The sequence below is a fragment of the Mesorhizobium quangtriensis genome (genome assembly GCF_040081925.1).
In the GTDB taxonomy this organism is placed as follows: domain Bacteria; phylum Pseudomonadota; class Alphaproteobacteria; order Rhizobiales; family Rhizobiaceae; genus Mesorhizobium_K; species Mesorhizobium_K quangtriensis.
This window is the reverse complement of the sequence record NZ_JBEBMF010000003.1, coordinates 87,015-113,601: the sequence shown is the minus strand read 5'-3', so window position 1 is coordinate 113,601 and position 26,587 is coordinate 87,015. Positions and strand designations below refer to the sequence as shown.

General features: G+C 62.7%; 25 protein-coding genes. 10 read left to right on the top strand and 15 right to left on the bottom strand.

The genetic code is table 11. The annotated features are described in order from the left end of the window. Positions 1-94: 94 nt before the first annotated feature. Complete coding sequence (locus tag ABMA32_RS16265; RefSeq protein ID WP_349014867.1) at positions 95-1,426, bottom strand: dihydroorotase; 1,332 nt, start codon at positions 1,424-1,426, stop codon at positions 95-97. 83 nt (positions 1,427-1,509) lie between these two features. Between ABMA32_RS16265 and ygfZ the strand changes: the two genes are divergently transcribed. After that, positions 1,510-2,367 (top strand): CAF17-like 4Fe-4S cluster assembly/insertion protein YgfZ, encoded by an 858-nt coding sequence (gene ygfZ / locus ABMA32_RS16260; protein ID WP_349014866.1) that lies wholly within the window; start codon positions 1,510-1,512, stop codon positions 2,365-2,367. Beyond that, a complete protein-coding gene (locus ABMA32_RS16255; RefSeq protein WP_349014865.1) occupies positions 2,367-2,981 on the top strand; it encodes an HD domain-containing protein in 615 nt (204 codons plus the stop codon). Before ygfZ ends, ABMA32_RS16255 begins: the two co-directional genes overlap by 1 nt. 4 nt (positions 2,982-2,985) lie before the next feature. Here the strand turns inward: ABMA32_RS16255 and ABMA32_RS16250 are convergent, their stop codons facing one another. The 3 genes from ABMA32_RS16250 to ABMA32_RS16240 form a co-directional block, all read right to left on the bottom strand. Beyond that, positions 2,986-4,836, bottom strand: coding sequence for an ABC transporter ATP-binding protein/permease (locus ABMA32_RS16250; protein WP_349015459.1), 1,851 nt, complete (start codon positions 4,834-4,836; stop codon positions 2,986-2,988). A 295-nt stretch (positions 4,837-5,131) separates the two neighbouring features. Then, a complete protein-coding gene (locus ABMA32_RS16245; RefSeq protein WP_349014864.1) occupies positions 5,132-6,595 on the bottom strand; it encodes a RimK family protein in 1,464 nt (487 codons plus the stop codon). Next, positions 6,592-7,698: a peptidase C39 family protein gene (locus ABMA32_RS16240; RefSeq protein ID WP_349014863.1), complete on the bottom strand. Its 1,107-nt coding sequence runs from the start codon at positions 7,696-7,698 to the stop codon at positions 6,592-6,594. The genes ABMA32_RS16245 and ABMA32_RS16240 overlap by 4 nt, the downstream gene beginning before the upstream one ends. Before the next feature lie 255 nt (positions 7,699-7,953). Here ABMA32_RS16240 and ABMA32_RS16235 point away from each other — a divergent pair, with 255 nt between their 5' ends. Then, the gene (locus ABMA32_RS16235; protein ID WP_349014862.1) at positions 7,954-9,198 is read left to right on the top strand and encodes an MFS transporter; all 1,245 of its coding nucleotides are present in this window, start codon (positions 7,954-7,956) and stop codon (positions 9,196-9,198) included. 1 nt (position 9,199) lies between these two features. On the opposite strand, the gene ABMA32_RS16230 is transcribed toward ABMA32_RS16235, so the two are convergent. Together ABMA32_RS16230 and recO are read right to left on the bottom strand one after the other, a co-directional pair. Then, on the bottom strand, positions 9,200-11,914 hold the full coding sequence (locus tag ABMA32_RS16230; protein ID WP_349014861.1) for a DUF2339 domain-containing protein: 2,715 nt from the start codon (positions 11,912-11,914) through the stop codon (positions 9,200-9,202). 83 nt (positions 11,915-11,997) lie between these two features. Continuing rightward, a complete protein-coding gene (recO, locus tag ABMA32_RS16225) occupies positions 11,998-12,756 on the bottom strand; it encodes a DNA repair protein RecO (RefSeq protein WP_349014860.1) in 759 nt (252 codons plus the stop codon). An 89-nt stretch (positions 12,757-12,845) separates the two neighbouring features. On the opposite strand from recO, the gene ABMA32_RS16220 reads away from it, so the two are divergent. The 5 genes from ABMA32_RS16220 to ABMA32_RS16200 all read left to right on the top strand — a co-directional run bounded on the left by ABMA32_RS16220 (position 12,846) and on the right by ABMA32_RS16200 (position 17,562). Continuing rightward, on the top strand, positions 12,846-13,736 hold the full coding sequence (locus tag ABMA32_RS16220; RefSeq protein WP_349014859.1) for a bifunctional helix-turn-helix transcriptional regulator/GNAT family N-acetyltransferase: 891 nt from the start codon (positions 12,846-12,848) through the stop codon (positions 13,734-13,736). A 173-nt stretch (positions 13,737-13,909) separates the two neighbouring features. Beyond that, positions 13,910-14,881, top strand: coding sequence for a GAF domain-containing protein (locus ABMA32_RS16215; RefSeq protein WP_349014858.1), 972 nt, complete (start codon positions 13,910-13,912; stop codon positions 14,879-14,881). 136 nt (positions 14,882-15,017) lie between these two features. Next, positions 15,018-16,535 carry an aldehyde dehydrogenase gene (gene adh, locus ABMA32_RS16210; protein ID WP_349014857.1) on the top strand — a complete coding sequence of 506 codons (1,518 nt, stop codon included), beginning with the start codon at positions 15,018-15,020 and terminating at the stop codon, positions 16,533-16,535. 70 nt (positions 16,536-16,605) lie between these two features. Then, a complete protein-coding gene (locus ABMA32_RS16205) occupies positions 16,606-16,959 on the top strand; it encodes a DUF779 domain-containing protein (protein ID WP_349014856.1) in 354 nt (117 codons plus the stop codon). A gap of 129 nt (positions 16,960-17,088) precedes the next feature. Beyond that, the gene (locus ABMA32_RS16200; RefSeq protein WP_349015458.1) at positions 17,089-17,562 is read left to right on the top strand and encodes a VOC family protein; all 474 of its coding nucleotides are present in this window, start codon (positions 17,089-17,091) and stop codon (positions 17,560-17,562) included. Positions 17,563-17,580: 18 nt separating this feature from the next. Here the strand turns inward: ABMA32_RS16200 and era are convergent, their stop codons facing one another. The 7 genes from era to rpoZ form a co-directional block, all read right to left on the bottom strand. Next, positions 17,581-18,489 (bottom strand): GTPase Era, encoded by a 909-nt coding sequence (gene era / locus ABMA32_RS16195; RefSeq protein ID WP_349014855.1) that lies wholly within the window; start codon positions 18,487-18,489, stop codon positions 17,581-17,583. Then, positions 18,489-19,205 carry a ribonuclease III gene (gene rnc, locus ABMA32_RS16190; protein ID WP_349014854.1) on the bottom strand — a complete coding sequence of 239 codons (717 nt, stop codon included), beginning with the start codon at positions 19,203-19,205 and terminating at the stop codon, positions 18,489-18,491. The genes era and rnc overlap by 1 nt, the downstream gene beginning before the upstream one ends. Next, the gene (lepB, locus tag ABMA32_RS16185) at positions 19,205-19,954 is read right to left on the bottom strand and encodes a signal peptidase I (RefSeq protein ID WP_349014853.1); all 750 of its coding nucleotides are present in this window, start codon (positions 19,952-19,954) and stop codon (positions 19,205-19,207) included. Before lepB ends, rnc begins: the two co-directional genes overlap by 1 nt. 75 nt (positions 19,955-20,029) lie before the next feature. Next, a complete protein-coding gene (acpS, locus tag ABMA32_RS16180; RefSeq protein ID WP_349014852.1) occupies positions 20,030-20,431 on the bottom strand; it encodes a holo-ACP synthase in 402 nt (133 codons plus the stop codon). Positions 20,432-20,438: 7 nt separating this feature from the next. Continuing rightward, positions 20,439-21,017, bottom strand: a complete 579-nt coding sequence (gene pyrE, locus ABMA32_RS16175) for an orotate phosphoribosyltransferase (protein WP_349014851.1) — start codon at positions 21,015-21,017, stop codon at positions 20,439-20,441. Between the two features lie 10 nt (positions 21,018-21,027). Beyond that, positions 21,028-23,271 (bottom strand): RelA/SpoT family protein, encoded by a 2,244-nt coding sequence (locus ABMA32_RS16170; protein WP_349014850.1) that lies wholly within the window; start codon positions 23,269-23,271, stop codon positions 21,028-21,030. A 116-nt stretch (positions 23,272-23,387) separates the two neighbouring features. Further along, positions 23,388-23,783, bottom strand: a complete 396-nt coding sequence (gene rpoZ, locus ABMA32_RS16165) for a DNA-directed RNA polymerase subunit omega (protein WP_349014849.1) — start codon at positions 23,781-23,783, stop codon at positions 23,388-23,390. A 278-nt stretch (positions 23,784-24,061) separates the two neighbouring features. Here rpoZ and ABMA32_RS16160 point away from each other — a divergent pair, with 278 nt between their 5' ends. Further along, on the top strand, positions 24,062-24,640 hold the full coding sequence (locus tag ABMA32_RS16160; RefSeq protein WP_349014848.1) for a LabA-like NYN domain-containing protein: 579 nt from the start codon (positions 24,062-24,064) through the stop codon (positions 24,638-24,640). 21 nt (positions 24,641-24,661) lie between these two features. Further along, positions 24,662-25,315: a uracil-DNA glycosylase gene (locus ABMA32_RS16155; RefSeq protein WP_425475552.1), complete on the top strand. Its 654-nt coding sequence runs from the start codon at positions 24,662-24,664 to the stop codon at positions 25,313-25,315. A 15-nt stretch (positions 25,316-25,330) separates the two neighbouring features. Here the strand turns inward: ABMA32_RS16155 and ABMA32_RS16150 are convergent, their stop codons facing one another. Both ABMA32_RS16150 and smpB read right to left on the bottom strand, forming a co-directional pair. Next, on the bottom strand, positions 25,331-26,038 hold the full coding sequence (locus tag ABMA32_RS16150) for a glycoside hydrolase family 25 protein (protein ID WP_349014846.1): 708 nt from the start codon (positions 26,036-26,038) through the stop codon (positions 25,331-25,333). A gap of 20 nt (positions 26,039-26,058) precedes the next feature. Further along, positions 26,059-26,538 (bottom strand): SsrA-binding protein SmpB, encoded by a 480-nt coding sequence (gene smpB, locus ABMA32_RS16145; protein WP_349014845.1) that lies wholly within the window; start codon positions 26,536-26,538, stop codon positions 26,059-26,061. Between the last annotated feature and the right edge of the window lie 49 nt (positions 26,539-26,587).

Below are 26,587 nucleotides of genomic sequence, written 5' to 3'. Positions count from 1 at the left end.
GGTTCTGCTTTTCGTTGAATCTCAGACACGCTCTATGTTGTTGTTTTACGCAATTCCGGACGGAAAACCGCTACGCACTTTTCCTGGAATTGCTCTAGCGGGGCAAGGCCTCGGAGAATTCGACCGGCCGGCCCTGCCCTTTCGTGACAATCTCGCCGTCCCACATGATGCGGTTGCCGCGTGCGATCGTGCCGACCGGCCAGCCTGTCACCTTCTTGCCGTCATAGGGCGTCCAACCGGCCTTGGAGCCCTGCTGCGCATTGGTGATGGTCTCGCTGCGCTTCATGTCGACGATGGTGAAATCCGCGTCATAACCGGCCGCGATCCGCCCCTTACGTGCGATGCCAAAGATCCGGTTCGGGCCATGGCTGGACAGGTCGACGAAGCGCTCCAGCGTCAGCCGCCCGGCGTTCACATGGTCGAGCATGATCGGCACCAGCGTCTGCACACCCGTCATGCCGGACGGCGAAGACGGATAGGTTTTTTGCTTCTCCTCCAGCGTATGCGGCGCGTGATCGGAACCCAGCACGTCCACAACGCCCTGCGAAATGCCGTGCCACACTCCTTCGCGGTGGCGCTGGTCGCGCACTGGGGGGTTCATCTGCAACAGCGTACCCAGCTTCGCGTAATCGTCCGCCGACATGGTCAGGTGATGCGGCGTCGCCTCGCAGGTCGCAACATCCTTCTGGCCCTCGAGGAAGGTGATTTCCTCAGCCGTCGAGATGTGCAGCACATGGATGCGCGCCCGCGCGCTGCGGGCAATCCGCACAAGACGTTCGGTGCACTGCAGCGCCGCGATCTCGTCGCGCCATATTGGATGCGACGAAGGATCGCCCGGCACCCGTTCTCCCAGGCGCTCGCGCAGGCGGAACTCGTCTTCCGAATGGAAGGCCGCCCTGCGGCGCGTGTTGCGCAGGATGGAGGCGACGCCTTCATCGTCCTCCACCAGCAGGTCGCCGGTCGAGGATCCCATAAACACCTTTATGCCTGCCGCTCCCGGCAGGCGTTCGAGTTCGCCGACGTCCTTGGCGTTTTCGCGCGTGCCGCCGACCCAGAAGGCGAAATCGCAATGCATCCGGCCAGTCGCGCGACCGACCTTGTCGGCCAGCGCCGCTTCGGTCGAGGTCAGTGGGTTGGTGTTAGGCATTTCGAACACGGCAGTCACGCCGCCCAGCACCGCGGCGCGAGATCCCGTTTCCAGATCTTCCTTGTGCTCCAGTCCCGGCTCGCGGAAATGCACCTGACTGTCGATGACGCCGGGAAGGACATGCAGGCCCCGACAGTCGATCGTCTTGCCGGCGGAAGCCTGCGCCAGATCACCGATGGCGGCAATGCGCCCGTCGCGGACGCCGACGTCGCGGACGCCCTGCCCGTCATGGTTGACGACCGTGCCGCCTGTCAGGATGAGGTCGTAGGTCGCCGTCATAACGTCTCGCCGCTCTTGTCGCCTTGCCCGCTGCGGCTTACGTAATGGCCGCTCCCTTTGCAAGATCAGGTGCCCTTCTCTTCATGCCGTCGACCCGCCTCGAAGATCGCGCGATCGTCTCCGTTTCCGGCCCGGATGCGGAGAATTTTCTGCAGAATATCATCACCGCTGACCTCGACGCGCTGAAACCGGGCGAGGCAAAACCCTCGGCGCTGCTGACGCCGCAGGGCAAGATCCTGTTCGATTTCCTCGTTTCGCGAAATGGCGCTGACGGCATCAAGCTCGATTGCCGCGCCGACATCGCTGACGATTTCGTACGCCGCCTCACGCTCTACAAGCTGCGGGCGAAAGTCGAAATTTCCAAGCAGGATGAATCGCTTGTCACGGTTTCGTGGGGTGATGATTCATCTGCTTCACAAACTGATTCAGGCTGGCTTCGCGACAGCCGCTTTCCGGACGACGCGCCGGCATGGCGATCATATGGCGCTGGGGCCGCGACCGACGATCCCGAGGCTTGGCAATCTTTCCGCATTGCCAACGGCGTCGCCGAGAGTGGCCGGGACTATGCGCTTGGTGACGCTTTCCCGCACGATGTCCTGCTCGACCAGAATGGCGGCGTCGGCTTCCGCAAGGGGTGCTATGTTGGCCAGGAGGTGGTGTCGCGGATGCAGCATCGCGGCACCGCGCGACGGCGTGTCCTCATCGTTTCGAGCGATAACCTTCCAACCGCCGGAACCGAAATCGTGGCCAACGGCAAGCCGGTCGGCGCTCTCGGCTCGACCGCCGGATCGGTGGGACTGGCGATCCTGCGCATAGACCGGGTCAAGGACGCGCTGGACTCGGGCGTGGCCATCATGGCGGGCGGTTCGGATATATCGGTCGCCATACCCGGCTGGGCGAAATTCACCTATCCCGAGCAAGCTTCCAGCGAGGAGGCCTAGTGTCCGCCGATCGGGTGGGCGCTCCGCCGCGAGCTTGGCAGCGTATGCTGTCTGGCCGCCGGCTCGACCTGCTCGACCCGTCGCCCCTCGACGTCGAGATCGCCGACATCGCACATGGGCTGGCGCGCGTCGCCCGGTGGAATGGCCAGACATCAGGCGATCATGCCTTCTCCGTGGCTCAGCACTCCTTGCTCGTCGAGGACATCTTCTCGATGATCCAGCCGGGCGCCCTTCCCGACGCGCGGCTTACGGCATTGCTGCACGATGCGCCGGAATATGTCATCGGCGACATGATCTCGCCCTTCAAGTCGGCCGTTGGCGGCGGCTACAAGGCAGTGGAGCATCGACTCCAGCGGGCCATCCATCTGCGCTTCGGTCTGCCTCCGGAGTCAGACGAGAAATTGAAGCGCGAGATCAAGCGCGCAGACCAGATCGCTGCCTATTTCGAGGCGACGATGCTTGCCGGGTTTTCCGTTACCGAGGCCACACAGTTCTTCGGGAGGCCACGCGGTATCTCGCCCGACTGTTTCGATCTAGCCTGCAAGCCGGCCAAGGGCATACAGGAGTCGTTTCTCAAGCGCTTCGCTTCGATCGAGAAGCTGCGCCACGGCTGAAAGCTCAGGCCGAGCCCAGAACCTCGCCGACCCTGGATGGTGGCCGCATGCCAAGCGGCATTTTCGTCGCGACCCCGTCCGCGACCTGCAGGACATTGTCGTAGAAAGACGCACCGGAAACCGACCGTGGCGGAACGGCATCATGCATAACGCTGATGACCGTGATGCCGGAACAGTTGTCTTTGATGGCCTGATGAAAGGCGACCTTGGAATCCGGGTCCAGCGCGCCGGTCGCCTCGTCGAGGAACAGGAGACCGGGCTGCTGCAGAAGGATTCGTGCGCAGATCAGCTTCTGCTTCTGGCCGCCGGAGAGAACCTGATCCCAGACGCCATCGTCGCGCGATTCGCGGTCCAGATATTCGATCAGTTCGCCTAGTCCGGCCTTGAACAGCGCGGCGGCGACCTGCGTCTCGGAGTACTGGTCGGCATCGTCTGGCAGGCAGACGAGTTCCCTCAGCGTCAGACGCGGCAGCTTCACGTCCTGCGCTGCGTAGAACGTCCTCAGCCCCTCAGGGAACACGATGTCTCCCCTGCCATGTGGCCACAGTCCGTTGATCGCCTTGATGAGCGAACTCTTGCCGCTGCCGGACTCCCCCTGCACGTAGGTCCAGTCGCCGCGCCGGAAGCGCACGTTGCGGATGGTCAGGAAGGGCTTCTGGTCGTCGCCCTGATGCATCAGGGCGAGGTTGCGAATGGTCAGACCGAAAACCGGATTCTGGACGCCATAGCGGAAGTCGTGACGCCCAGTACGCCGATAGAAGTCCGCCGGCTGCTGCACATCCTCGATCGCGCTGGCAAGTCCGGAGACGCGGGCGGCGTTGGCTTTCAGCGTCGCGATCGCCGGCATGACATCGATGAACCACGAGCATTGCACGATGAGCGAATTCACCAGTTCAGCGCCGGTCACGTAGCTCTTGAGGCTGATCCTGTCGTTCATGTAGGGCACCAGCCCCGGCAGATAGGCGACCACGCGGGCGGCGAGGAAATTGTAGACCCGCTCGAACGAGGCGTAGGCCGTATTGATCCAGTTCAGCTTTGCCCAGGTTCGATCGATGTCGGTGTAGAGCCTCGAATGCATGCGCTTCTGCGCATCTTCACCGCGCGCGGCGGAGATGTGGAAACTGCGCCGAAGCAATGTCGTCAGTTCGGCGCGATAGGAGCCCTCGAACCGCTGCATGGCGTCGGTCAGGCGCTCGAGCACCCTGCCCATCTTCAGCGCAAACCACGTGTTGAGCGGCACATAGATGGCAACCGCTGCAAAGGCCAGCACCGCGGCGCCATAGGTGCCGAGGAACTCCAGCCCGTCCACCATTGTCGATTCCTCGATCAGCTTCTGGCCGACGAAGAAGAGCGAGGTGGCGACGCCGATGATGCCCATGGCGAGGCCAATCGCCCCGCCGGTCATGCCCTTGATCGATTCCTGCACGCGCTGGTCGATGTTGTCAGGCGGCTCGACCCGTGCACCGTCATTGTCGCGACTGGCGTTCTGCAGATGGAAATGCGTGTGGTTCTGGTCGAGAAGGGCCTCGTTGAACCTGCCGTTCAGCCAACCGCGCCACTTCCGATGCAGCGTCGTAGAGAACAGATGCCGCATTCCGATGATGCCAACATCCTTGAACACGACGAGGAAGATGAGGACGCCGGCGCTGGTCAGCAGATAAGCGAACGGCTCGACATTCTCGGGATCATGGAACTTGGCGATCGAGTTGACCAGTTCGCCGGATGCCTCGGCCATCCACACGCTGGTCTTGCTGGCGGCAGCAGTAAAAAGCGCGATGACAGCCGTCAGCGTCCACGCCTCCTTCCACCGTTCCGAGAACCAGTAGGCTCTCATCAGACCCCAGAAGGTCCGCATCGAGGAAACAGGTGTCAGTTGCGGCGCCTCAGCCTTGCCGCGCTGCTTCGTGCCTGGCCAATGCGGCCAAGGCATCATCCCGCTCTTCCGTAGTTCGTTCCCAACCCTATGCCCCTTTTTGGTCGCCAAGATACCACGATTCGAGGCCCTTCAAACCAATTGTCGGACAAGTGGCCGTTTACCGTGGGTTATGCCAGCATGGCTGACCGATTTATCCGGCTTACTATCACACTGATTTTGAATATTTTTTGACAGTGAGCGGGAAAGATGTCGCCATAGCCTGCAATCGTGCGGCTTACCGACCGGGACGCTCCAGCCGGTCAAGAAACCACTGCGTCAGGCGGACCCAGACTTCGTCCTTCTCACCCGAATCCTCCCAACCGTGATCGAGGTTCGGATTGTCGTTGACCTCGATGACGAAGACCCCATCCTTGGTCTCCTTGAGATCTACGCCATACAGGCCATCACCGATACAGCACGCGGCCCTGACGGCCGTTTCTACCACAAGAGGCGGAGTCTCCTTCAAAGTGAAGGTCTTGATGCCACCCTGCTGCGGCTTCCCGGCACGGTCGTGGTTGACGATCTGCCAGTGCTTCTTCGCCATCAGGTAGTGAACCGCGAAGAGCGGCTGCCCTCCCAGCACGCCGACGCGCCAGTCATACTCGGTAGGGATGTATTTCTGCGCGATCAGTAGGTCCGAATCCTCCAGCCATGTTGTCGCCAGCCGCTTCAACTCGTCGGGTGAAGCGACCTTCTTGACGCCCTTGGAAAAGGAGCTATCCGGAATCTTCAGGACTAGGGGAAATCCAAGCGTATCGGCAGCAAGCTCGAAATCCGCCGGGCTGGCGATCATGATTGTCGGCGGCACCGGCACCTTGTTGTGGGCCATCAGTTCGTTGAGATAGACCTTGTTTGTGCAGCGGATCATCGACAGCGGATCATCGATGACAGGCATACCTTCCTGCTGCGCCCGGCGCGCGAAACGGTAGGTGTGGTTGGAGATCGACGTCGTCTCGCGGATGAACAGCGCGTCGTAATTGGCGAGCTTCGCCAGATCCTTCCGTGTAATCGGCTCGACCTCGACGCCCATTTTCTCCGCGATCTTCGACCAATAGCGCAGCGACGATATCTCGGAGGGCGCCAGTTCTTCGTTGGGATCGACGAGCGTTGCGAAGGTATAGCGCGACGGCGTGCGCGCCTTGCTGTCGCGCCACTCGCGACTGGTGTAGGCATCGAGCCCCGCCAAGAACCGCTTCCGCTCTTCCGGCTCCAGCCTGTTCACCGGCAGGAACCCGATCTTGCGGATCGACGCCCATTCCGCGCTGTCGCGGATCGACACTTCCAGCGAAGGCGCGCGGAACCAGTCGAACAGCAGTTTCGCAAAGCGGTCCCAGGCTTTCGACGGCCCGTTGCCGAAGAAGAAGGACGCCTTTGCCGGGAACGTGCCGCCGAGTTCCTTGCGGCACTTGTTCATCGCCAGTTCCAGCTCGGGCAGCGCGTTCTCGTAGAGCTTCGGCTCAGACAGGTCGATGATCGTCTCGACGGTCGGGATGACCCGGTGGCCGCGCGAGCTTGCCAGCAGCGAGGCGTAATACCCCCGGCTCTGGTAGCCGTAGCTGTTCGACAGGTTGATGACCTTCGGCCGCTGCCCGCGGAAAAGCGCGGGATGCGCGAGATAGTCCCGGTTTGTGATGATCTTGTGCGGTGTTTCGACCTGGTCGAGGTCGCTCTGTCTGCCCGTCAGGATTACCCAGGTCATGGCTGCTCGCGCTTTCCGAGAATGATTGCCGCGCGCAGGACGTCCTTGCCGAACTGCGCCATGTTCATGAAGATCGCGTAGGGTACCGGAATGTTCGCGGCGTCCGCCGCCGTCTCCTGCCGGTCGTCCTCCACCCAGGGGTCGTGGATCATGATGTGTTCGCCGTCGTCGCCGATGGCCAGCACCCAGTGCGGGACCTTCTTCCCAAACATCAGGAACCCGCTGATCAGCACCAGCACGAGCTTGCCGTCGGCAAGGGCTGCGCGAATGTCGTCAATGACGAAGGGCGAGTAGGTGACAGGAATGCCATAGTCCTTCGCCCGTACCCGGAAATCCGCCTGCGCGAGTTCCATCACGCGGCGCTTCTCCGCGCTGCGCACCGACTGCAGGAACAACGCGCCGTGGAAGGACACTCGTATCTCCGCCGAAAGCCCGGCCTCGTAGGCGGCGACCGCCAGGCCGAAGGGCTCGCATCCACCCGGCCCCGACATCATGAAGATGGTCGTCGCCTCACGCCACAGCCTGATCTCGCGGACCGGGTCCGGCACGAAGCCTCGGTCGAAGTTCCCGATCGCCATCATGAGACAGCACGGGCCGCAGGTGAAGTCGCAGGTCTGCTGGTAGAATGGCACGGAGGTTTTCACCGGCACGTCGCCGCGCAATACCTTCTCGTAGCGAAGCGCCGTCGCCCCGTCCTCGTAGTAGTCCGGCTCGCTGCCAATGCTGCGATAACCGCTCGCCTCGTAGATGCGGATGGCGCGGGCGTTGTCTTCCCGCACCTCCAGCCGCAGTAACATCCGACCATGCTCGAACGCGGTGTCCTCGGCAGCTTCGAGCAGCTGGCGTCCGACGCCATGCCCCGAAATATCCGCTGCAGTGGCAATCGAATAAAGCCGCGCCACGCCGCTGCCCTTGCGAAAAAGCACCATGGCATAGCCCGCGATGCGTCCGTCGACTTCGGCCAGCAGGGTTTCGGCCGTACTGCGCTCGATCAACTGGCGGAAGGAACGGCGCGATATTCGGTCGGTAGTAAAGACGGCCATCTCGATCGCATCGAGCGCGTCGACGTCACTCGCGCGAGCCGGACGAATTTCGGCAGCCATGCGGAACCGGGAGCCTCGTGAATGAGGGAGAAATCGGCCTGGTGAACTGACGCGGCCCCGCACAGACGACGCAAGGGCACAACCATCGCGCTATCGCTCCGCGAATTGGGCTGAATTGTGGCGTCTGTCACACGGTGCCTGCCGCTCTGAAGTGGCCCAGCCGATCAACGGTTTTGATGCAATCCATGCGTTCAATTCATTTTGCGAGACGTTCCTTCTCGGGTAATATTCGGACACTTCTGGAGATTTCCCGACATGGCCGTACAGTCCACAGCCTCGACCTCCGCGGCGGCGAAAAGCGTTCCGTGGCTGATCATCATTTGCGGGTGCATCATCGCGGCGCTGACCTTCGGGCCGCGCTCCGCGATGGGTTTCTTCCAGCTTCCGATGCTGGCCGAAAAAGGCTGGGACCGCACCACTTTCGGCCTGGCCATGGCCTTGCAGAACCTGTTCTGGGGTCTCGGGCTGCCGATCTTTGGGGCTATCGCCGACCGCTATGGCACGTGGCGCGTCCTGGCGCTTGGCGGCATCATCTACGCTGCGGGCCTCTACCTGATGGCAGTGGCCGACAGCCCCACCATGTTACACATCGGCGGTGGCGTGCTGGTCGGCCTCGGCGTGGCGGCTGGCTCGTTCTCCATCGTGCTGGCCGCATTCGCGCGCCATACGCCTCCCGAGAAGCGCTCGATCATCTTCGGCATCGGCACGGCGGCGGGATCGGCCGGCATGTTCCTTTTCGCTCCCATCAGCCAAGGGTTGATCGACGCCTATGGCTGGTCTGACAGCCTGATCATCATGGCGGTCATGATGCTGGCGATTCCCGTGCTGGCGGCGCCGCTACGCGGCAGTTCACACAGCGCCCAGGCCGCGCTGCAAGCGGCGCAGCAGACGGTCGGCCAGGCGCTGAGCGAGGCAATGGCCCATCGCAGCTATGTGCTGCTCGTCTCGGGCTTTTTCGTGTGCGGCTTCCAGGTCGCGTTCATCACCGCCCACTTCCCCGCCTATATCGGGGACCTCGGCATTGAGGCCCGCTACGCGGTGATCGCGCTGGCGCTGATCGGCTTCTTCAACATCATCGGCTCGCTTGGTGCCGGCTTCATCGGCCAGCACTATTCCAAGCCGCATTTTCTCGCCTGGATCTATCTCGGCCGCTCGGCTCTCGTGACGGCCTTCCTGCTCCTGCCGCAAACGCCGACGACCGTCATCATCTTCGCCATCCTGATGGGCCTTCTGTGGCTCTCTACCGTACCGCCGACCAACGGCCTCGTCGCCATCATGTTCGGTACGCGCCATCTTGGCATGCTGGGCGGCATCGTCTTCCTGTCGCACCAGATCGGCTCGTTCCTCGGCGTCTGGCTCGGCGGCTATCTCTACGACCACTTCGGCAGCTATAATCCGGTGTGGTGGCTCGGCGTGGCGCTCGGCGTCTTCGCCGCCATCGTCCACTGGCCGATCCAGGAGAAGCCGGTCGACCGGCTTCGCCTCGCGCCTGCCGAATGATCTATGACGGGGCCGCGTCCGCTTTTGCGGCCCTTGCGAGAAGCTTCTGGTAGAACAGGCCGATGCCTATCAGCACCGCGCCGAGGCCGATGAAGGACAGTGCCCTGAGCACGCCTTCCAGTTCCGACATGTCAAAGATGAACACCTTCGCCACCGCGATGGCGATCAGCACGCCGGAAGCGATGCGCAGCAACTGCGACCGCAGCCACACGCCGGCGATCAGCAGGCCGACACCCATGGCAAGCCACAGCGCCGAATAGGAATAGGTTTCCAGCTGGCTCATGCCTGACCACAGGGCGATGTGTTCCCCGTGGAACAGCCTGCGGACTGAGAGCGTCGCATAGGCGAAGGCCAGCACCGCCGCCAGCAGGCCCAGCATGGCGGAGTACCATTTCGGGCGCTTGCCGCGTGAATAGAGCGCCAGCGCAGCTGCCGCGATGGCTGGCAGCAGGTAGGCCAGGAACAGCAGGTTGAAGACCGGAATGCGGCCCGTCGACTCGTCGGTGAACAGCGGGTTCAGCCAGAGGAAATGCTGGCCGATCACGAAAGCGACCGACATGACGCCGGCCGCCAGCGAGCCTATGCGCAGCACAGAACTCGGCGAGCGCATATCCAGCGCCACGAGGATGCCGCCTGCTCCGAGCGCGATCAGCGTGTAGCTCGCCTGTTCGGCGAGCGTCGGCGCGGCTGTGTTGATAACGCCGCCATTCAAGGCGTGGCGCACCAGCATCGCGACGGTGAGCAAGGCAAGGAGTGATGCCGCCGCTTCCATGACCAGTCTTGGACGGCCGACCGTGGTGCGCGCCAGTTGCCAGGCCGCGAAGGCGAATGCCAACGCGGGAATGCCGTAGCCCGGCAGAAGCGCGTTGAAGACTGGCGTCTTGCCGAGGTCGAACGCGCCAACGATCGTCGGGTCGAAGGCGATGCGGCCGACCGTGACAACGACCGCGCCGACCGACAGCCAGCCGAGCATGGGATAGCTTCTCCAGCGCGTCGCAACAGCCGGCACAGCAGCAAGTGCGCCGACGAGAATTGTCGTCCACAGCGGCCCGAACGCCATGTGGAGGAACAGGACTGCGGCGATGCCCGCGCCGACAAGCGCAAAAGAAACCGCGAGGCCACCTTGCAGAACGGGGTCTTCGCGCCGGGCAATCGCCTCGGTTCCCGCCACGAATATTGCGGTCAGTACCAATGCCGCCACGGCATAGGTGAGATCTCGATCCAGATTGCCGAACGAGGCCCAGAGCGAGGCCAGCAGCACCAGCGGAACCAGCGTTCCCCATCCGGACCAGACGGCAGCCCGCACCGGCGCGGCCGCGACGCTTCGCCACGCGCTCCAGTAGCCATCGACGAGGAAGATGATCGCAAGAACGATACCGGCAGGAAGCAGGGTAGCTGCGAATGGCGACACCTGGAAACCGTCGACCGTCAACTCGCCACCCGAAAAGCCGAAGCCAAATGTCCCGGTCAGCTCCGCCTGCGCATAGACGACCGCCGTCGCCAGTCCGGCGGCATGGACAAGCGCCAGCGCCGTGGGCCGGTAGAAGGCCACCAGCAGCATGGCGAAGATCAGCAACGCGCCATAGGCGACGCTGCCGAGCGCCTGGAAGTCGGGGGTCGCCAAAAGGATCGCGGCCGTCAGCGCCACGAAGACGGCTGGCGCGACAGTCGGCCAGTCGAAGCCATTTTCATCGGAAGCGCCGCGCCGCAGCCAGGCGAAGCCGAGCGTAGCCAAGGTCGCAAGGCTGATGAACATCACGACCATCAAATCCAGCGCCTGCGCCTCGTTGAGATAGGCGAGCGTCCAGAGACCAGTGCCGACGAAGCCGGCGGCGGCGAGAAACGTCCAGTCGCGCATTCGGGCGATGACAGTGTTGGCGACGAGAATGATCGCAAGGTATCCGAACAGCGCCCACACATTCGGCGACTGCGAGGACACCAGCGCCGGCGTCAGCATCGAGCCGAGCAGGCCGAGGCCTGCCAGCGCCTGGCCGTGGACAAGTGCCGCCGCGATGGTGGCCACGCCGATCACGCCGAGCAGCAGAAACGCGGCAGCCGGTCCGATGAAGCCGTAGACCGCATGCGCGGCGTAGATCGTGCCGAACAGCGTGAATGCGCCGGCTGCGGTGAGGATACCCGGCACATAGGCACCCACAGCTCCCTCGACTGGAACCTTGAAGCCGGTGCGGCGGATGAACTCGCCCGCGCCCACAAGCGCCAGTCCGAGCAGGCCGGCCATGGTCAGGCGGACGCCCGGGCCGAATATGCCGGCTTCGATCGAGTACTTAACGAGAAACAGACCGCCCAGCGCCAACGCGATGCCGCCGACCCACACCGCCCAGCGCGTACCGAGCGCAGTCTCGATGTCGGGCCTTTTGAGCGCTGCCGGTGGTGCAGTTTCATCGGATGCCGGCGACGGAGTTGTAATGCCAGCCAATACTTCCGTCGTCGGCGCAGACCAAGGTCCATCCTGCTCCGGGGCAGGCGAACTGGCGACATCGGCAACCGACACCGTTTCGGTTTCGAGAAGCTGGATCTCCCCGGCAGACTGCGGGGCCTCGGCCGTCTGCGCCGCCTCCACGACTGCCGGCGGTGCTGTCAGCACGAAGCTGCGCAACGCGCCGATCTCGCGCTCCAGAAGGCTCAGGCGGCCGTTCTGGCGTACAACCACGACGATAAGCGCCACGATCGCGATGATGGCCAGGCTTTCGATCATCTGTCCCCCGCAAATCGCCGACAACGATCGACGATGCTCATGATGATTTATCGCATACAGCGGGGTCCGATGTCAGGCCACCCTCAAGCGGCATTTCCCTCGCTGTTCGGGCCAAACCTTGCGTGGTGACGCCTCAACGTGCTCAGGAACGCACCCCGCGCTTCGGATTCGGCAAAGCCGCGCGGCTCGTAGACGTGCCTACTGAAAAAGAAGCCGGTGAGCCGGAACGCCTCCTCGATCGCGAGCGCATCGGCCCGTTGGCCCGAGCTCAACAAAAATGCCGGCAGGGCCAGCATCCGGTCCCGCCATGGCGCGCCGGCCTCCCTCGATACGGCGCGGCCGGACTTCGGCGAGACATACGCCAGATCGGTCCGCGCGCCGGTGGCGGCGCATTCAGACAGATCGAGGCCGAAGCCGAGTTCATCAAGCATCAGCACCTCGAAGCGCACGAGAAGTTCGCCGGCGGTCTGTGGGTCATCGAGGTGATCGATGACGAGCCCCAGCGTCTCGTAGAGCCGTTCATGCGGATCGCGCTCCGGCAGCAGCCTCAGATGCCCGGCCAGGGTCTGCAGGCCGTAGATCGCCGTTGCGCTATCGAAAAGCCGCGCCGCATTCAGGTCCAGAGCCTCTACCTGAAAGGTGCCGAGGTGCTCATCCAGCCGCGCGCGCCAGATGAGGTCGACCTTGTTTCCCGCCTGCAGGACCGGCTGCTGCTTGCGCGAGCGCCCGCCCCGCACCAGCCCGAGATGACGCCCGTGGGCACGCGTCATGACTTCGAGGATGGCGCTGGTTTCGCCATGCCTGCGGGTGCCGAGAATGATTCCCTCGTCGCGCCATTCCATGCGCAAAGCCTTCCACCGCTTCGTCGGCGAAATCAAGGATTGCAGCGTTCCGGTTGTCAGCAGGAAATTACCTGACTAAAGTCAGATAAATGAATAACTCCCATATCGAACAAGTGCGACGCTTCAACCGGGCCGTGACGCTGCGAACCGGCGCACTCGACGACAGCTATCTCGGACGCGGTCGACCGCTCGGTCAGGCGCGCCTTTTGTTCGAGATCGGGCCTGACGGCATCGACATCGGATCCTTGCGGGAGCTTCTCGGTTTGGATTCCGGCTATGCAAGCCGCCTGCTCAAGGCGCTCGAGCGCGCGGGGCTGGTGGTTGTCGAGCAAGACAGCAAGGACAGGCGCCGCAGGATCGCGAAACTGACCGCGACCGGGTTGGCCGAGCGACAGGCCTATGACGCGCTCTCCCACGACCTTGCGGCAACTTTGCTCGATACGCTGGGCGAAAGGCAACGCGACCGGCTGGTGACTGCGATGGCCGAAGTCGAAAGGTTGCTCGGCGCCGCATCCGTCACGATCGCCGCCGAACCCGAGGACAGCGAGGATGCGAAGCGGTGCGTTGCCGCTTACTACGCCGAACTCGACCGGCGTTTCGAAGGCGGGTTTGATCCGAACGGCGGCGGCTACGCCAATGCAGGCAAGGTGCAGGAGCAAAGCCTCTTCCTGATTGCCAGGCTGCACGGCCGCGCAGTCGGCTGCGGGGCAATGCGATTGCTTGACGCCACCACCGCCGAATTCAAACGCATGTGGGTCGCGCCTGACCTTCGCGGCCTCGGGCTGTCGCGTCGGCTGCTCGATGCTCTGGAAGCGGAGGCGCGGCGCATGGGGGCGACCCGCGTCGTCCTCGACACCAACAGGTCGCTCGCTGAAGCGCAGGCGCTCTACCGCAAGGCGGGCTATCATCATACAGAGCGCTACAATGACAATGCCTATGCGGATTTCTGGTTCGAGAAGGATTTGCGAACCTCATCCTGACGAAGCTATCCATACAGGCGCTTCAGGGCTGTATTCACCGGAACATATCGTCGGCAGATCAGGCCGAGGCCGGGAGGATCACAGGGCGTTAGCCTTTTGCCTGATTTGACAGCACGACCCCGCCGCATACATTGGGACAGTGGCGGGAACTGGGAACCGGCTCGGGAGGAGCTATGGGTAGCCTGTCTACGGCGGGACACGCCGACAGAATCTTCAATGCCCTTCAGTCGAACGACGCAGCGCGTTCCGCTCTTGTGGCGTCGTGGAAGCGGTCGTGCGACCTCCATCGCCTCGAGCCGACCGACCGCAGTCCTCCACAGCGCCTCACAGACTCTGAGTTCAAGTCCGTCCGTGAAGGCATGGAGCCGCTTATCACCGCCGCGCAGGCGAGCCTTGACCGGCTCTATCAGGCGGTCGGAGGCGTCGGCTGCTGCGTCCTGCTCGCTGACCGCAATGGGGTGCCGATAGAGAGACGCGGTTCGGTCGGCGACGACCGGACCTTTCGCGACTGGGGCCTCTGGACGGGTACGATCTGGAGCGAGGACAGCGAAGGCACCAACGGAATCGGCACCTGTCTCGTCGAGCAGCGCGCGCTAACGATCCACCGCGACCAGCACTTCTTCTCGCGCAATACGCTGCTCTCGTGCACGACAGCGCCGATCTACGATCATCGGGGCAATATTGCCGGAGCGCTCGACGTTTCGTCCTGTCGTGCCGACCTGACCGAGGGGTTCGTCAATCTGATAGCTGTAGCCGTTGGCGATGCCGCCCGTCGTATCGAGGCAGAGAACTTCCGGTTGGCGTTTCCGCACGCCCGCATCCTGCTCGCCCCGACCGAAGAACGCCTCGCGGGCGCGCTGATCGCGGTCGATCGTGACGATCTGGTGATTGGGGCAACCCGGGCCGCCCGCCAGGCGCTCGGACTCACCGACGAGAGCTTTACAAGGCCGTTGCTTGCCTCCGACCTCGTTGTCACCGGCGACGGCCCGAACCAGGATACCTTTGCTGATGCCGAACGCGCCGTCCTACAGCGAGCGTTGATTCATGCGGATGGCAACGTGTCGGCGGCTGCGCAGGCTCTTGGAATTTCCCGCGCCACGCTGCATCGGAAGCTCACGCGCTTCGGCATAAGCCGCCCGCCCTGAGATATTGCACCGCACACTGTCGCAGTTCTGCGACAGTGGCCGCACCCCGACCTTCCTGCCCCCACTGACATTTGGACGCGCGGCTGCCAACTTTCCTCCATTGCCGCATGTGCGGCGCTGTATCCGGGAGGAAAGAATGAACAAGGTCGAATTCAGCCGCACGGCCAAGGTGCCGTTCGCCAAGCGCTACGAGAATTATATCGGCGGCAAGTGGGTCGCGCCGAAATCAGGCAAGTATTTCGAGAACATCTCGCCGGTGACCGGCAGGCCGCTCGGCGAGATTGCCCGCAGCCAGCCCGAGGACATCGAGGCGGCGCTCGACGCGGCGCACAAGGCAAAGGACAAGTGGGGAAGGACGAGCCCGGCCGAACGCGCTCTGATCCTGAACCGCATCGCTGATCGCATGGAGGAGAACCTCGATCTCCTCGCACTCGCCGAGACCTGGGACAACGGCAAGCCGATCCGCGAAACGACGGCGGCCGACCTGCCACTCGCCATCGATCACTTCCGCTATTTCGCCGGCGCCGTGCGTGCGCAGGAAGGCGGTATCTCAGAAATCGACCACGACACGGTCGCTTATCACTTCCATGAGCCGCTCGGCGTCGTCGGGCAGATCATTCCGTGGAACTTCCCGCTGCTGATGGCGGTGTGGAAGCTCGCTCCGGCTCTGGCTGCGGGCAACTGCGTCGTACTCAAGCCGGCCGAGCAGACTCCGGCCTCGATCATGCTCTGGATCGATCTCGTCGGCGATTTGCTGCCGGAAGGCGTGTTGAACATCGTCAACGGGTTTGGGCTTGAAGCGGGCAAGCCGCTTGCTTCGTCGAATCGCATCGCCAAGATCGCCTTCACCGGCGAAACGACGACCGGCCGGTTGATCATGCAGTACGCCTCGCAGAACCTGATCCCGGTAACGCTCGAGCTCGGCGGAAAGTCGCCCAACATCTTCTTCCAGGACGTTACCGCCGAAGACGACGACTACTTCGACAAGGCGATCGAAGGGTTCGTCATGTTCGCGCTCAACCAGGGCGAAGTCTGCACCTGCCCCAGCCGCGCGCTTGTGCATGAGAAGATCTACGACAAGTTCATGGAGCGCGCAGTCAAGCGTACCGAGGCGATCATACAGGGCGACCCGCTTGACCCCGCGACCATGATCGGCGCGCAGGCCTCTTCGGAGCAACTCGAGAAGATCCTGTCCTACCTCGACATAGGCAAGCAGGAAGGCGCCAAGGTGCTGACCGGCGGCGAACAGGCGCATCTGCCGGGCGACCTCGCAGGCGGCTACTACGTAAAGCCGACGATCTTCCAGGGCACCAACAAGATGCGCATCTTCCAAGAGGAAATCTTCGGGCCGGTCGTGTCGGTCACCACGTTCAAGGACGAAGATGAAGCGCTGTCGATTGCCAACGACACGCTCTACGGCCTCGGCGCCGGCGTCTGGACCCGCGACGGCAACCGCGCCTACCGCTTCGGTCGCGCCATCCAGGCCGGTCGCGTCTGGACCAACTGCTACCATGCCTATCCGGCCCATGCGGCGTTCGGCGGCTACAAGCAGTCCGGCATCGGTCGCGAAAACCACAAGATGATGCTCGACCACTACCAGCAGACCAAGAATATGCTGGTCAGCTACAGCCCGAAGAAGCTCGGCTTCTTCTGATCCTCCCAAGGCTGGGGCGGCGTAGCCACTACGGTTGCGCCGCCCTATCTTGAGGCATGGAGTATCGATTATGAACGAGCGCGTTTCACTCGGAAAAGTCTCTGCCACACCGGAAGCCGAACAGCTTCTGGCGGAGATCATCGCGGACCACGGCCCCGTGCTTTTCCATCAGTCTGGCGGCTGCTGCGACGGCTCGTCGCCCATGTGCTATCCGCGCGGCGATTTCATCGTTGGCGACCGGGACGTATTGCTCGGCATGATCGGCGACACGCCCGTCTATATCAGCGAGTCGCAATATGAGGCCTGGAAACACACCGACATCACGATCGACGTCGTGCCCGGGCGCGGCGGCATGTTCTCGCTCGACAACGGCCGCGAGAAGCGGTTTCTGACGCGCTCGACCATTTGTGCGGTGCCGGGCTGAATTCCCAGAGAGCGCGCGACCGAAATAAATGGTCGCTCGCTGTCGGAACAGACCTGCCCCATCCGTCCTTTGAGCATCCAGCGGGACAACGAGTCCCAATGGCTCGTAGCGAAAGGACAAACGATGACCATCGCCAAGAACACGATTTGCGTCTGGTACGACAAGGATGCCGAGGCTGCCGCGCAATTCTATGCCAGCGTGTTTCCCGACAGCGAAGTGCGAGCCGTGCATCGCGCGCCCGGCGACTATCCGTCGGGCAAGCAGGGCGACGTGCTGACGGTGGACTTCACGGTCGCCGGAATCCCCTGCATCGGGCTCAACGGCGGGCCGATGTTCAAGCATAGCGAGGCATTCTCGTTCCAGATCGCCACCGACGACCAGGAAGAAACCGACCGCTACTGGAACGCCATCGTCGGCAATGGCGGCCAAGAAAGCGCCTGCGGCTGGTGCAAGGACAAGTGGGGCGTCAACTGGCAGATCACGCCACGCACCCTCACCGAGGCGATGGCTGCCGGCGGCGGCGAGGCCAAGCGTGCGTTCGAGGCGATGATGGAGATGAAGAAGATCAACGTTGCGGCGATCGACAAGGCCCGAAAGGGCTAATCGCCGGCGGCGGTTTCCTCAGCCCGGGAAATCCAACCCCATCTCGCGATAGCGCTCGGGATCGTCGCCCCAATTTTCGCGCACCTTCACGAACAGGAAGAGATGGACGGGCTGCTCGAGGATCTCGCCGATTTCCTTGCGCGCAGCCTGTCCTATTGCTCGGATCGTCTCGCCCTTGTGGCCGAGTACGATCTTCTTCTGGCTGTCGCGCTCGACATAGATGACCTGCTCGATCCGCACCGAGCCGTCCGTCTTCTCCTCCCATTTCTCGGTCTCGACATGGGAGGAATAAGGCAGTTCCTGATGCAGGCGCAGGTACAGCTTTTCGCGGGTGATCTCGGCCGCAAGCTGGCGCATCGGCAGGTCGGAAATCTGGTCCTCGGGATAGTACCACGGCCCTTCCGGCAGGGCTTCGGCCAGATAGTCGAGCAAATCCTTGCAGCCGGAGCCTGTCTTCGCCGAGACCATGAAGGTATGCTCGAACTTGACGCGTTCGTTAGCCGCCTGCGCCAGCGTCAGAAGCGTCTCCGGCTTGACCCGGTCCACCTTGTTCAGGATCAGGATTTTGGGCTGCGGCGCGGTTGCGACCTTGTCCAGAAGGGCGTCAGCGTCGCCCTTGATGCCGCGCTCGGCGTCGATCAGCACCAGCACCAGATCGGCATCCTTGGCACCGCCCCAGGCGGTGGTCACCATTGCCGTATCCAGCCTGCGGCGCGGTTTGAAGATGCCGGGCGTATCGACAAAGACGATCTGCGCATTTCCATGAGTGGCAATGCCGCGCACGATGGCGCGCGTCGTCTGCACCTTGTGGGTAACGATCGAAACTTTCGCACCGACAAGCTGGTTGACCAGCGTCGACTTGCCGGCGTTCGGCGCGCCGATTAGCGCCACGAAGCCGGACCGTGTTGCGGCGACAGTCTCGGCCATCACGCAGCTCCTTTTTCGACGGTCCAGACACCCTCGCGCACCAGAAACTCGGACGCGGCCGCTTCTTCCGCCGCCCGGCGCGAGCTGCCTGAACCGTGGGCCGGCGCAAACCCGTTCACTTGCAGGGACACCGTAAACACGGGCTCGTGGTCCGGGCCTTCGCGCTTCTGGATTGCATAAACCGGGCGCGCGTCGCTCGACCTTGCGACCCATTCCTGCAATTCGCCCTTTGGGTTCGCCGGCTTTTCGACCGCGAGGCGGGCAAGCGGCTCCCAGTTCCGGTGCACGAAGGCGCGTGCCGCCTCGATGCCGCCGTCGAGATAGATCGCCGCCACCAGCGCCTCGACGGCGTCGGCAAGGTAGTTTCCGCCAGCCTTCCTGGTGCGCGACTTCAGCGCGGCGTCTGCGCGCATGAACTGGTCAAGTTCCAGTTGCAGCCCGATGTTCGAGCATGTCCTTGCATCGACAAGCGCGTTGAAGCGCGGCGCGATCTCGCCTTCGCGGGCTTCGGGAAACAGCTGGAGCAGCATGTCGGCCACGATTAGGCCAAGCACGCGGTCGCCGAGAAATTCCAGCCGCTCATTGTTGGTCGTAGCCTTCACCGCGCTGGAGTGGGTCAGCGCGGTCTCGAGCAGACGCAAATCCTTGAAAATGTAGCCGACCCGCGCCGAGATCTCCTGCGCCAGCGCCTCTCCGGTCGGCCGCTTCAAGGCCATTAGTTGACCCAGGTGAACAGCCGCGACGGACGCAGCAGCGACGGCCACTTCCAGATTTCAAGCGGGCTCGCGCCGCCGCCAATGGAGAAGAAGATCACGTTGGCGCGGCCGACCAGATGGTCCTCCGGCACGAAGCCAACCGAGAAGCGGCTGTCGGTGGAGTTGTCGCGGTTGTCGCCCATCATGAAGTAATGACCCTCCGGAACGATGAACTCGCGGGTATCGTCGCCGAGGCCGTTCGGGGTCAGGTCGAGCGTGTCGTAGGAAACGCCGTTGGGCAGCGTCTCGCGATAGACGTCGACGGGACGGTCGACCTCGGTGATATCAGGATTGTCGATCTCGCCGACCTTCACACGCGGCACCGCTTCGTCGTTGATGTAGAGCACGCCACCACGCATCTGGATCTTGTCGCCCGGCAGGCCGATCACCCGCTTGATGTAGTCGAGCGAGGGGTTCGGCGGGAACTTGAAGACGGCGACGTCGCCGCGCTTGGGCGGCGAATCCCAGATGCGGCCGGAGAACAGGTTCGGGCTGAACGGCAGCGAATAACGCGAATAGCCGTAGGCCCACTTGGTCACGAACAGATAGTCACCCTCGAGCAGTGTCGGGCGCATGGAACCGGACGGGATGGAAAACGGCTGGAAAAACAGCGTGCGGATGACCAAGGCCAGCAGCAGGGCCTGCACGATGACGCTGACGGTCTCGCCGAGCCCACCGGATTTTTTCTCGCTTTTGTCTGCCACGCTCATGTCGTCCTCAATTCCGCGCCGCCGGATATAAGCCTTGAAGCCCAGCGGGGCAATCACAATGCCGAGACAAGCATGTCAGGCGTAAGGCACAGCCTCGATGATGACGAAGGCCTGAGCCATGGGGAATTCGTCGGTTATGGTCAGATGGATGACCGCGCGATGCCCCGGCGGGGTCAGTTTCGCCAGCTTTTCGGCCGCACCGCCGGTCAGGTGCATGGTCGGCCGGCCGCTCGGCAGGTTGACAACACCCATGTCGCGCCAGAACACGCCTTCCGATATGCCACTGCCCAGCGCCTTGGCGCATGCTTCCTTGGCGGCAAATCGCTTGGCGTAGGTGGCGCTCCTCTGCGCCCGGCCCTCGGCGCGCGTCCTCTCGATGTCGGTGAAGATGCGCGCGACAAAGCGCTCGCCGTGCCGCTCCAGCGATTTCTCGATACGCTGGATATCGATGAGGTCGCTGCCGATGCCAAGGATCATGGCAGCGTCAGATGTTCCGGCTGCCGGGCTTGACCGGCGGCAGTTTCGCCAGTTCGGGCGGCAGCTTGTCGGCCGGATAGGCCGGCACCTCGTATTCGGCAAGCGCGATCAGCGGTACGCCGACATCGGTCTTGCCGGCGGAACGGTCGATGATGCAAGCCGCAGCGACCACTTCCGCGCCGAGTTCCCTCAGGCACTCGATCGTCTCGCGGATCGACAGTCCCGTGGTCACTATGTCTTCGACGATCACGACACGCGCGCCCTTCTCGATCTCGAAACGCCGCAGGCGGAAGACGCCGCCTTCCCGTTCGACCCAGATCGCCGGCACGGCCAGATGCCTAGACGTCTCGTAGGCAGGAATGAGGCCGCCCACGGCCGGGCCGACGACATAGTCGATACGGCCCGGAACCTCCGCACGGATCTTGTCGGCAAGGGCCTTGCAGAGCCGCTCGGTCTTGTCGGCATGCATGAAGACGCGCGCCTTCTGCAGGAAGACGGGGCTTCTCAGACCAGAGGTCAGGATGAAATGCCCTTCAAGCACAGCGCCTGCCTCGCGGAAAATGCCGATCACTTCGCTGGTGTTCATCGTGTCCCCGCTAGCCGTTCACCCGGCGTGCATCGCTGACGCTCGGGTTTGCCTTGAGCTGCGTCAGCAGCCGGTTCAAATGCTTGAGGTCCCAGACCTCTATATCGATCAGCATTTCGGTGAAATCCGGCGCGGTGCGGATCATCGACAGCGTGTGGATGTTCGCGTCGTTGACAGCCGCCACCTGCGCGATTTCGGCCAGTGAGCCCGGCGCGTTGATGGCGGTCACGGCAATGCGCGCCGGAAACCGCTCCTTGTTCGCCTCGTCGATATCCCAGCGCACGTCGATCCAGCGCTCCGGCTGGTCGTCGAATGCCTGCAGCGAAGGCGACTGGATCGGATAGATGGTTATGCCGGAGCCCGGCTGCAGGATGCCGACGATTCGGTCGCCCGGCACCGCGCCCTCTTCCGCGAAACGCACCGGCAAATCACCACCGACACCACGGATAGGAACCGCCCCGTCCTTTGTCTCGGCTTCGGCCTTGTCCTTGCCGCGCCGCGCGCGCGTCGGAAGCTGGAACAGCATGCCGGCAGCATTGCGCAGGTTGAACCAGCCTTCCTCGCGCTGCGCCTTCGGCTGGGCCGGATGCGTGACCCGCTCGTCCTTGAAGTCAGGGAAAACCGCGCGCATGACGTCGCTGGATGCCAGTTCGCCGCGTCCCACGGCGGCGAGCACGTCCTCAACGTCCTTGCGCGCCAACCTGTGCAGCACAGGCTTCAGGCTCTCCTTGTTGAACTTCTTTCCCGCGCGCTCGAATGCACGTTCGAGAATGCGCACGCCGAGGCCCGAAAACTGCTTGCGGATGGCGTTCTTGGTGGCGCGGCGGATGGCGGCGCGCGCCTTGCCGGTCACCACCATCGATTCCCAGGCAGCCGGCGGCACCTGCCCCTTGGAGCGGATGATCTCAACCTCGTCGCCATTCTTCAGTTCGGTCATCAGCGGCATGATGCGGCCGTTGATCTTGGCGCCGACGCAACTGTCGCCGACATCGGTATGGACGGCGTAGGCGAAATCGATCGGAATGGCGCCACGCGGCAGCGCGATCAGCATGCCCTTCGGCGTGAAGCAGAAGACTTGGTCCTGGAACAGCTCCAGCCGCGTGTTCTCGAGGAAATCCTCGGGATTGTCGCCTTCCGCAAGCTGCTCGATGGTGCGGCGCAGCCATGCGTAGGCGTTCGTTTCACTGGACTGCGAATGATCGGAACCATTGGGCTTGCCGACATCGTCCTTGTAGAGCGAATGCGCGGCCACGCCGTATTCGGCGATATCATTCATCGCCGTCGTTCGTATCTGCAGCTCGATGCGCTGGCGCGACGGACCGACGATCGTCGTGTGGATGGAGCGATAGTCGTTCTGCTTGGGCGTCGAGATGTAGTCCTTGAAACGACCCGGAACCATCGACCACGTCGTGTGGATCGCACCTAGCGCCCGATAGCAATCGTCCACCGTGTCGACCAGCACGCGGAAGCCGAAAATATCCGACAGTTGCTCGAAGGACAGCGCTTTCGCTTCCATCTTGCGGAACACGGACCACGGCTTCTTCTGCCGGCTTTTGACCTTGGCCTTGATGCCGTGCTTGTCAAACATCGACCCGAGCGACTGCTCGATCTCGCCGACAACGCCCTTGTTGCGTTCAAAGACGCTGGCGAGCCGTTCGGTTACGGTCCTGTAGGCTTCCGGGTTGATGTAGCGGAAGCCGATCTCCTCGAGTTCCTCGCGCATGCCCTGCATTCCCATGCGCCCGGCGAGCGGCGCGTAGATCTCCATCGTCTCCTCGGCGATGCGCAAGCGCTTGCTATCGGGCACGTGGTCGAGCGTGCGCATGTTGTGGAGCCGGTCTGCCAGCTTCACCAGCAGCACGCGGACATCCTCGGAGATCGCCAGCAGGAGCTTGCGCAGGTTTTCCGCCTGCTCCGCCTTCTTCGACACGAGGTCGAGCTTCTTCAGCTTGGTCAGTCCCTCGACGAGCTTGCCGATCTCCGGTCCGAACAGTTCGTCGATCTCGGCGCGGGTCGCCGTGGTGTCCTCGATGGTGTCGTGCAGGAGCGCGACCGCTATCGTTGCCTCGTCCAGCCGCATGTCGGTCAGGATGGCCGCGACTTCCAGAGGATGTGAGAAGTACGGATCGCCGGAAGCCCGCTTCTGGTGGCCATGCTTCTGCATGGCATAGACGTAGGCGCGGTTGAGCAACGCCTCGTTCACGTCAGGCTTGTAGCGCTGAACGCGCTCGACAAGCTCATATTGACGCATCATGGGCAAGCTTCCACGGGAAAGGTGCTGAAATAGATCATGCGCCGCAGAGGCTTGCGGCGCATGTCATGAATAAACACCAAAACTCCGCCACGAAAGTGGCGTAAGTTGCTCCAAACTCAGAAGTCGTCGCTCTTTTCCGGGGCCACAAGACCCTCGATGCCGGCGAGCAGCTCTTCCTCGCTCATGCGGTCGAACACGATGTTCTCTTCCGGTTCGTCGGCAGCGACAGGGTTTGTGCCTGTCTGGTCAGCCAGTTCCTGACCGTCAGCTTCGGGCTCGTCGACCTCGACGTGCTTCTGCAACGAATGGATCAGGTCTTCCTTGAGGTCGTCAGGCGACAGCGTCTCGTCAGCGATCTCGCGCAGCGCAACAACGGGGTTCTTGTCGTTGTCGCGCGGGATGGTGATCTGTGCGCCCTGGCTGATCTGCCGGGCGCGGTGGCCAGCAAGCAGAACCAGTTCGAAGCGGTTGTCGACCTTGTCAATGCAGTCTTCAACGGTTACGCGGGCCATTCATATGCCCCTTTCATGTCCGGATGTCTGGAAAACAGGCGCGGTCCATAACGCGATCGGCGGCCGATTACAAGCATTTTGCCATTTCCGGCGCGTTGGGGCGGTCCGGACCGGAAGAGTGCCAGCGGATCACATTTTCTTGTGAGCGGCGGGAATTCCTTGGAAAGGACGATTTTGGCCCGATAGTGTCGGAACCAAGGCAGCGGGATGATGATTTTAGCGGCTGCGTAAGTTGAAAAGACCGTTTTCCTCTAGGCTTATTTCAGAAGGGTTCGGGCATGTTTGATCCCCGTGAAAAGATTGCTCTCTTCATCGATGGCGCAAATCTCTACGCAACGTCGCGCGCACTCGGATTCGATATCGACTACCGCAAGCTCCTTTCCAGCTTCCAGAAGCGCGGCTATCTGATCCGCGCTTACTATTACACCGCCCTCGTTGAGGATCAGGAGTATTCATCGATCCGCCCGCTGATCGACTGGCTGGACTACAACGGCTTCAAAGTAGTCACCAAACCCGCAAAGGAATTCACCGACTCGACGGGCAGGCGGAAAATCAAGGGCAACATGGACATCGAATTGACAGTCGATGCGCTTGAGCTTGCCGAATATGTCGACCACTATGTCATCTTCTCTGGCGACGGCGATTTTCGCACCCTTGTCGAAGCGTTGCAGCGGCGTGGGCGCAAGGTCAGCATCATTTCCACGATGGCTTCCCAGCCGCCGATGATCTCGGACGACCTGCGGCGTCAGGCAGACAATTTCATCGATCTGATGTCGCTGAGGGGCGAACTCGGTCGCGAGCAAAGCGAGAGGCCCGTCCGCAAGCCCGAACCGACGGACGCGGACGACGATATCTGACGTCCGGCGCGGATGCCGATCATGGCAAACATGTTGCTGGAACCGTCGCGCGACTGTCCCCTCTGCCCGCGCCTGAAGGATTTTCGTGAACTGTGGCGCGGGAAGGAGCCTGACTGGTTCAACGCGCCGGTACCGACCTTCTTGCCTTCCGAAGGTGCGTCCTCGGTCAGGCTGCTGATCGTGGGTCTGGCCCCCGGCCTGCGTGGTGCCAACCGGACAGGCCGCCCCTTCACCGGCGACTATGCCGGCGATCTGCTCTATTCGACGCTGATCCGCTTCGGTCTGGCGCGCGGTGAGTTCAAGGCGCGACCCGACGATGGTCTCGAACTGATCGGAACGGCGATCACCAACGCGGTCCGCTGCGTCCCGCCCGAGAACAAGCCGACGCCTGCGGAAATCACCACATGCCGCCCCTTTCTCACCTCGACGCTGTCGAGCATGCCGAACCTGTCGGCGATCTTGGCGCTTGGCGCCATCGCGCATCAGTCGACCGTGCGGGCGCTGGGGCAGCGCGTCGCCGCCATGCCCTTCAAGCATGCCGCGCGGTATGAGTCAGTACCGTTCACCCTGTTCTCCAGCTATCACTGCTCCCGTTACAACACGAATACCGGTGTGCTGACGGAAGACATGTTTGTCAGCGTATTCAAGGATATAGCTGGCTTCTTGGAGATCTGAGCGGCTACGCGGGCTTCAGTCAGTTTGGATCAACTGCTGCAGCCGAAACAATTCGCCCTGCAGCACATTCAGGTCGACGTCGCCCTCAATTCCGTCGACACGGCCCTTGTCGTCATACTGCCAGTAGACCCAGTGTTCATCTCCCGGATGCGCGCTCAGCGACCTCACCCAGCGAAGCCTTTTGGGCATAACCGAGCCGTATCTGATCGCCGCGTCGTCGGGCAGATAGATGACAGCCGGCTTGCCGAAATGAGCCTCGACCGGCTGGAGAAATGTCGTCAATTCGGCAAGCAGTTTTTCGGGCGACGGTCGCTCCGGGCAGTTCCCGTGGAATTCGATATCGACCGCCGGCGGCAGCAGGCGCGGATCACGCGGCACGGTCGCGATGAAGTTTGCCGCCTGTTCGGCCCCCGGCCGGCAAAACGTCAAGAAGTGGTACGCACCGACTGCAAGCCCGGCATCCAGAGCCTGGACGAGATTTGCGGCAAAGCGCGTGTCAAGATGATCCCCGCCTTCGGTCGCCTTGAGGATTGCGAAAGAGACGTCGTCGGCCGCGACACGTTTCCAGTCGATCGTCCCCTGATGATGCGAGACGTCGATGCCCCTAACGGGATAGTCGCGCCGATCGGGCGGAAAAGGTTCGGGTCGCATGATCGCCACGGCAACCCAGAAGAACGCAAGGGCCAGAACCGCGGCAGCCAGATACAGCAGACGATTTGCCATCGAATGTCTGCCCTCGATGGCTACCCCCGCTCCTTGAGCAGGCGCCCCTTCTCGCGCGCCCAGTCGCGGTCTTTTTCCGTCTGCCGCTTGTCGGCGGCGTTCTTGCCGCGTGCGAGCGCAAGCAACAGCTTCGCCCGGCCGCGATCGTTGAAGTAGATCTTCAGCGGCACCATGGTCATGCCCTGCCGCTCGACGGCCTGGCTGAGCTTGGCCATTTCCTTCTTCTTCATGAGGAGCTTGCGGCGTCGGCGCGGTTCATGATTGAAGCGGTTGGCCTGAAGATATTCCGGAAGATAGGAATTGATAAGCCACAGTTCGCCGCCCTCCATCGAGGCGTAGGACTCGGCGATATTGGCGTGCCCGCCACGCAGCGACTTCACCTCGGTGCCGGTCAGCGCAAGCCCGGCCTCGTAGGTGTCAATCACCTCATAGGAGAAGCGCGCCTTGCGGTTTTCCGCGGCGACCTTGCTGTTGGGGTCGGATTTTCGGACCTGGTTCATGGCCGGGACAGGTAAGACCGTCCCGGCGTTTGATCAAGTCAATTGAACG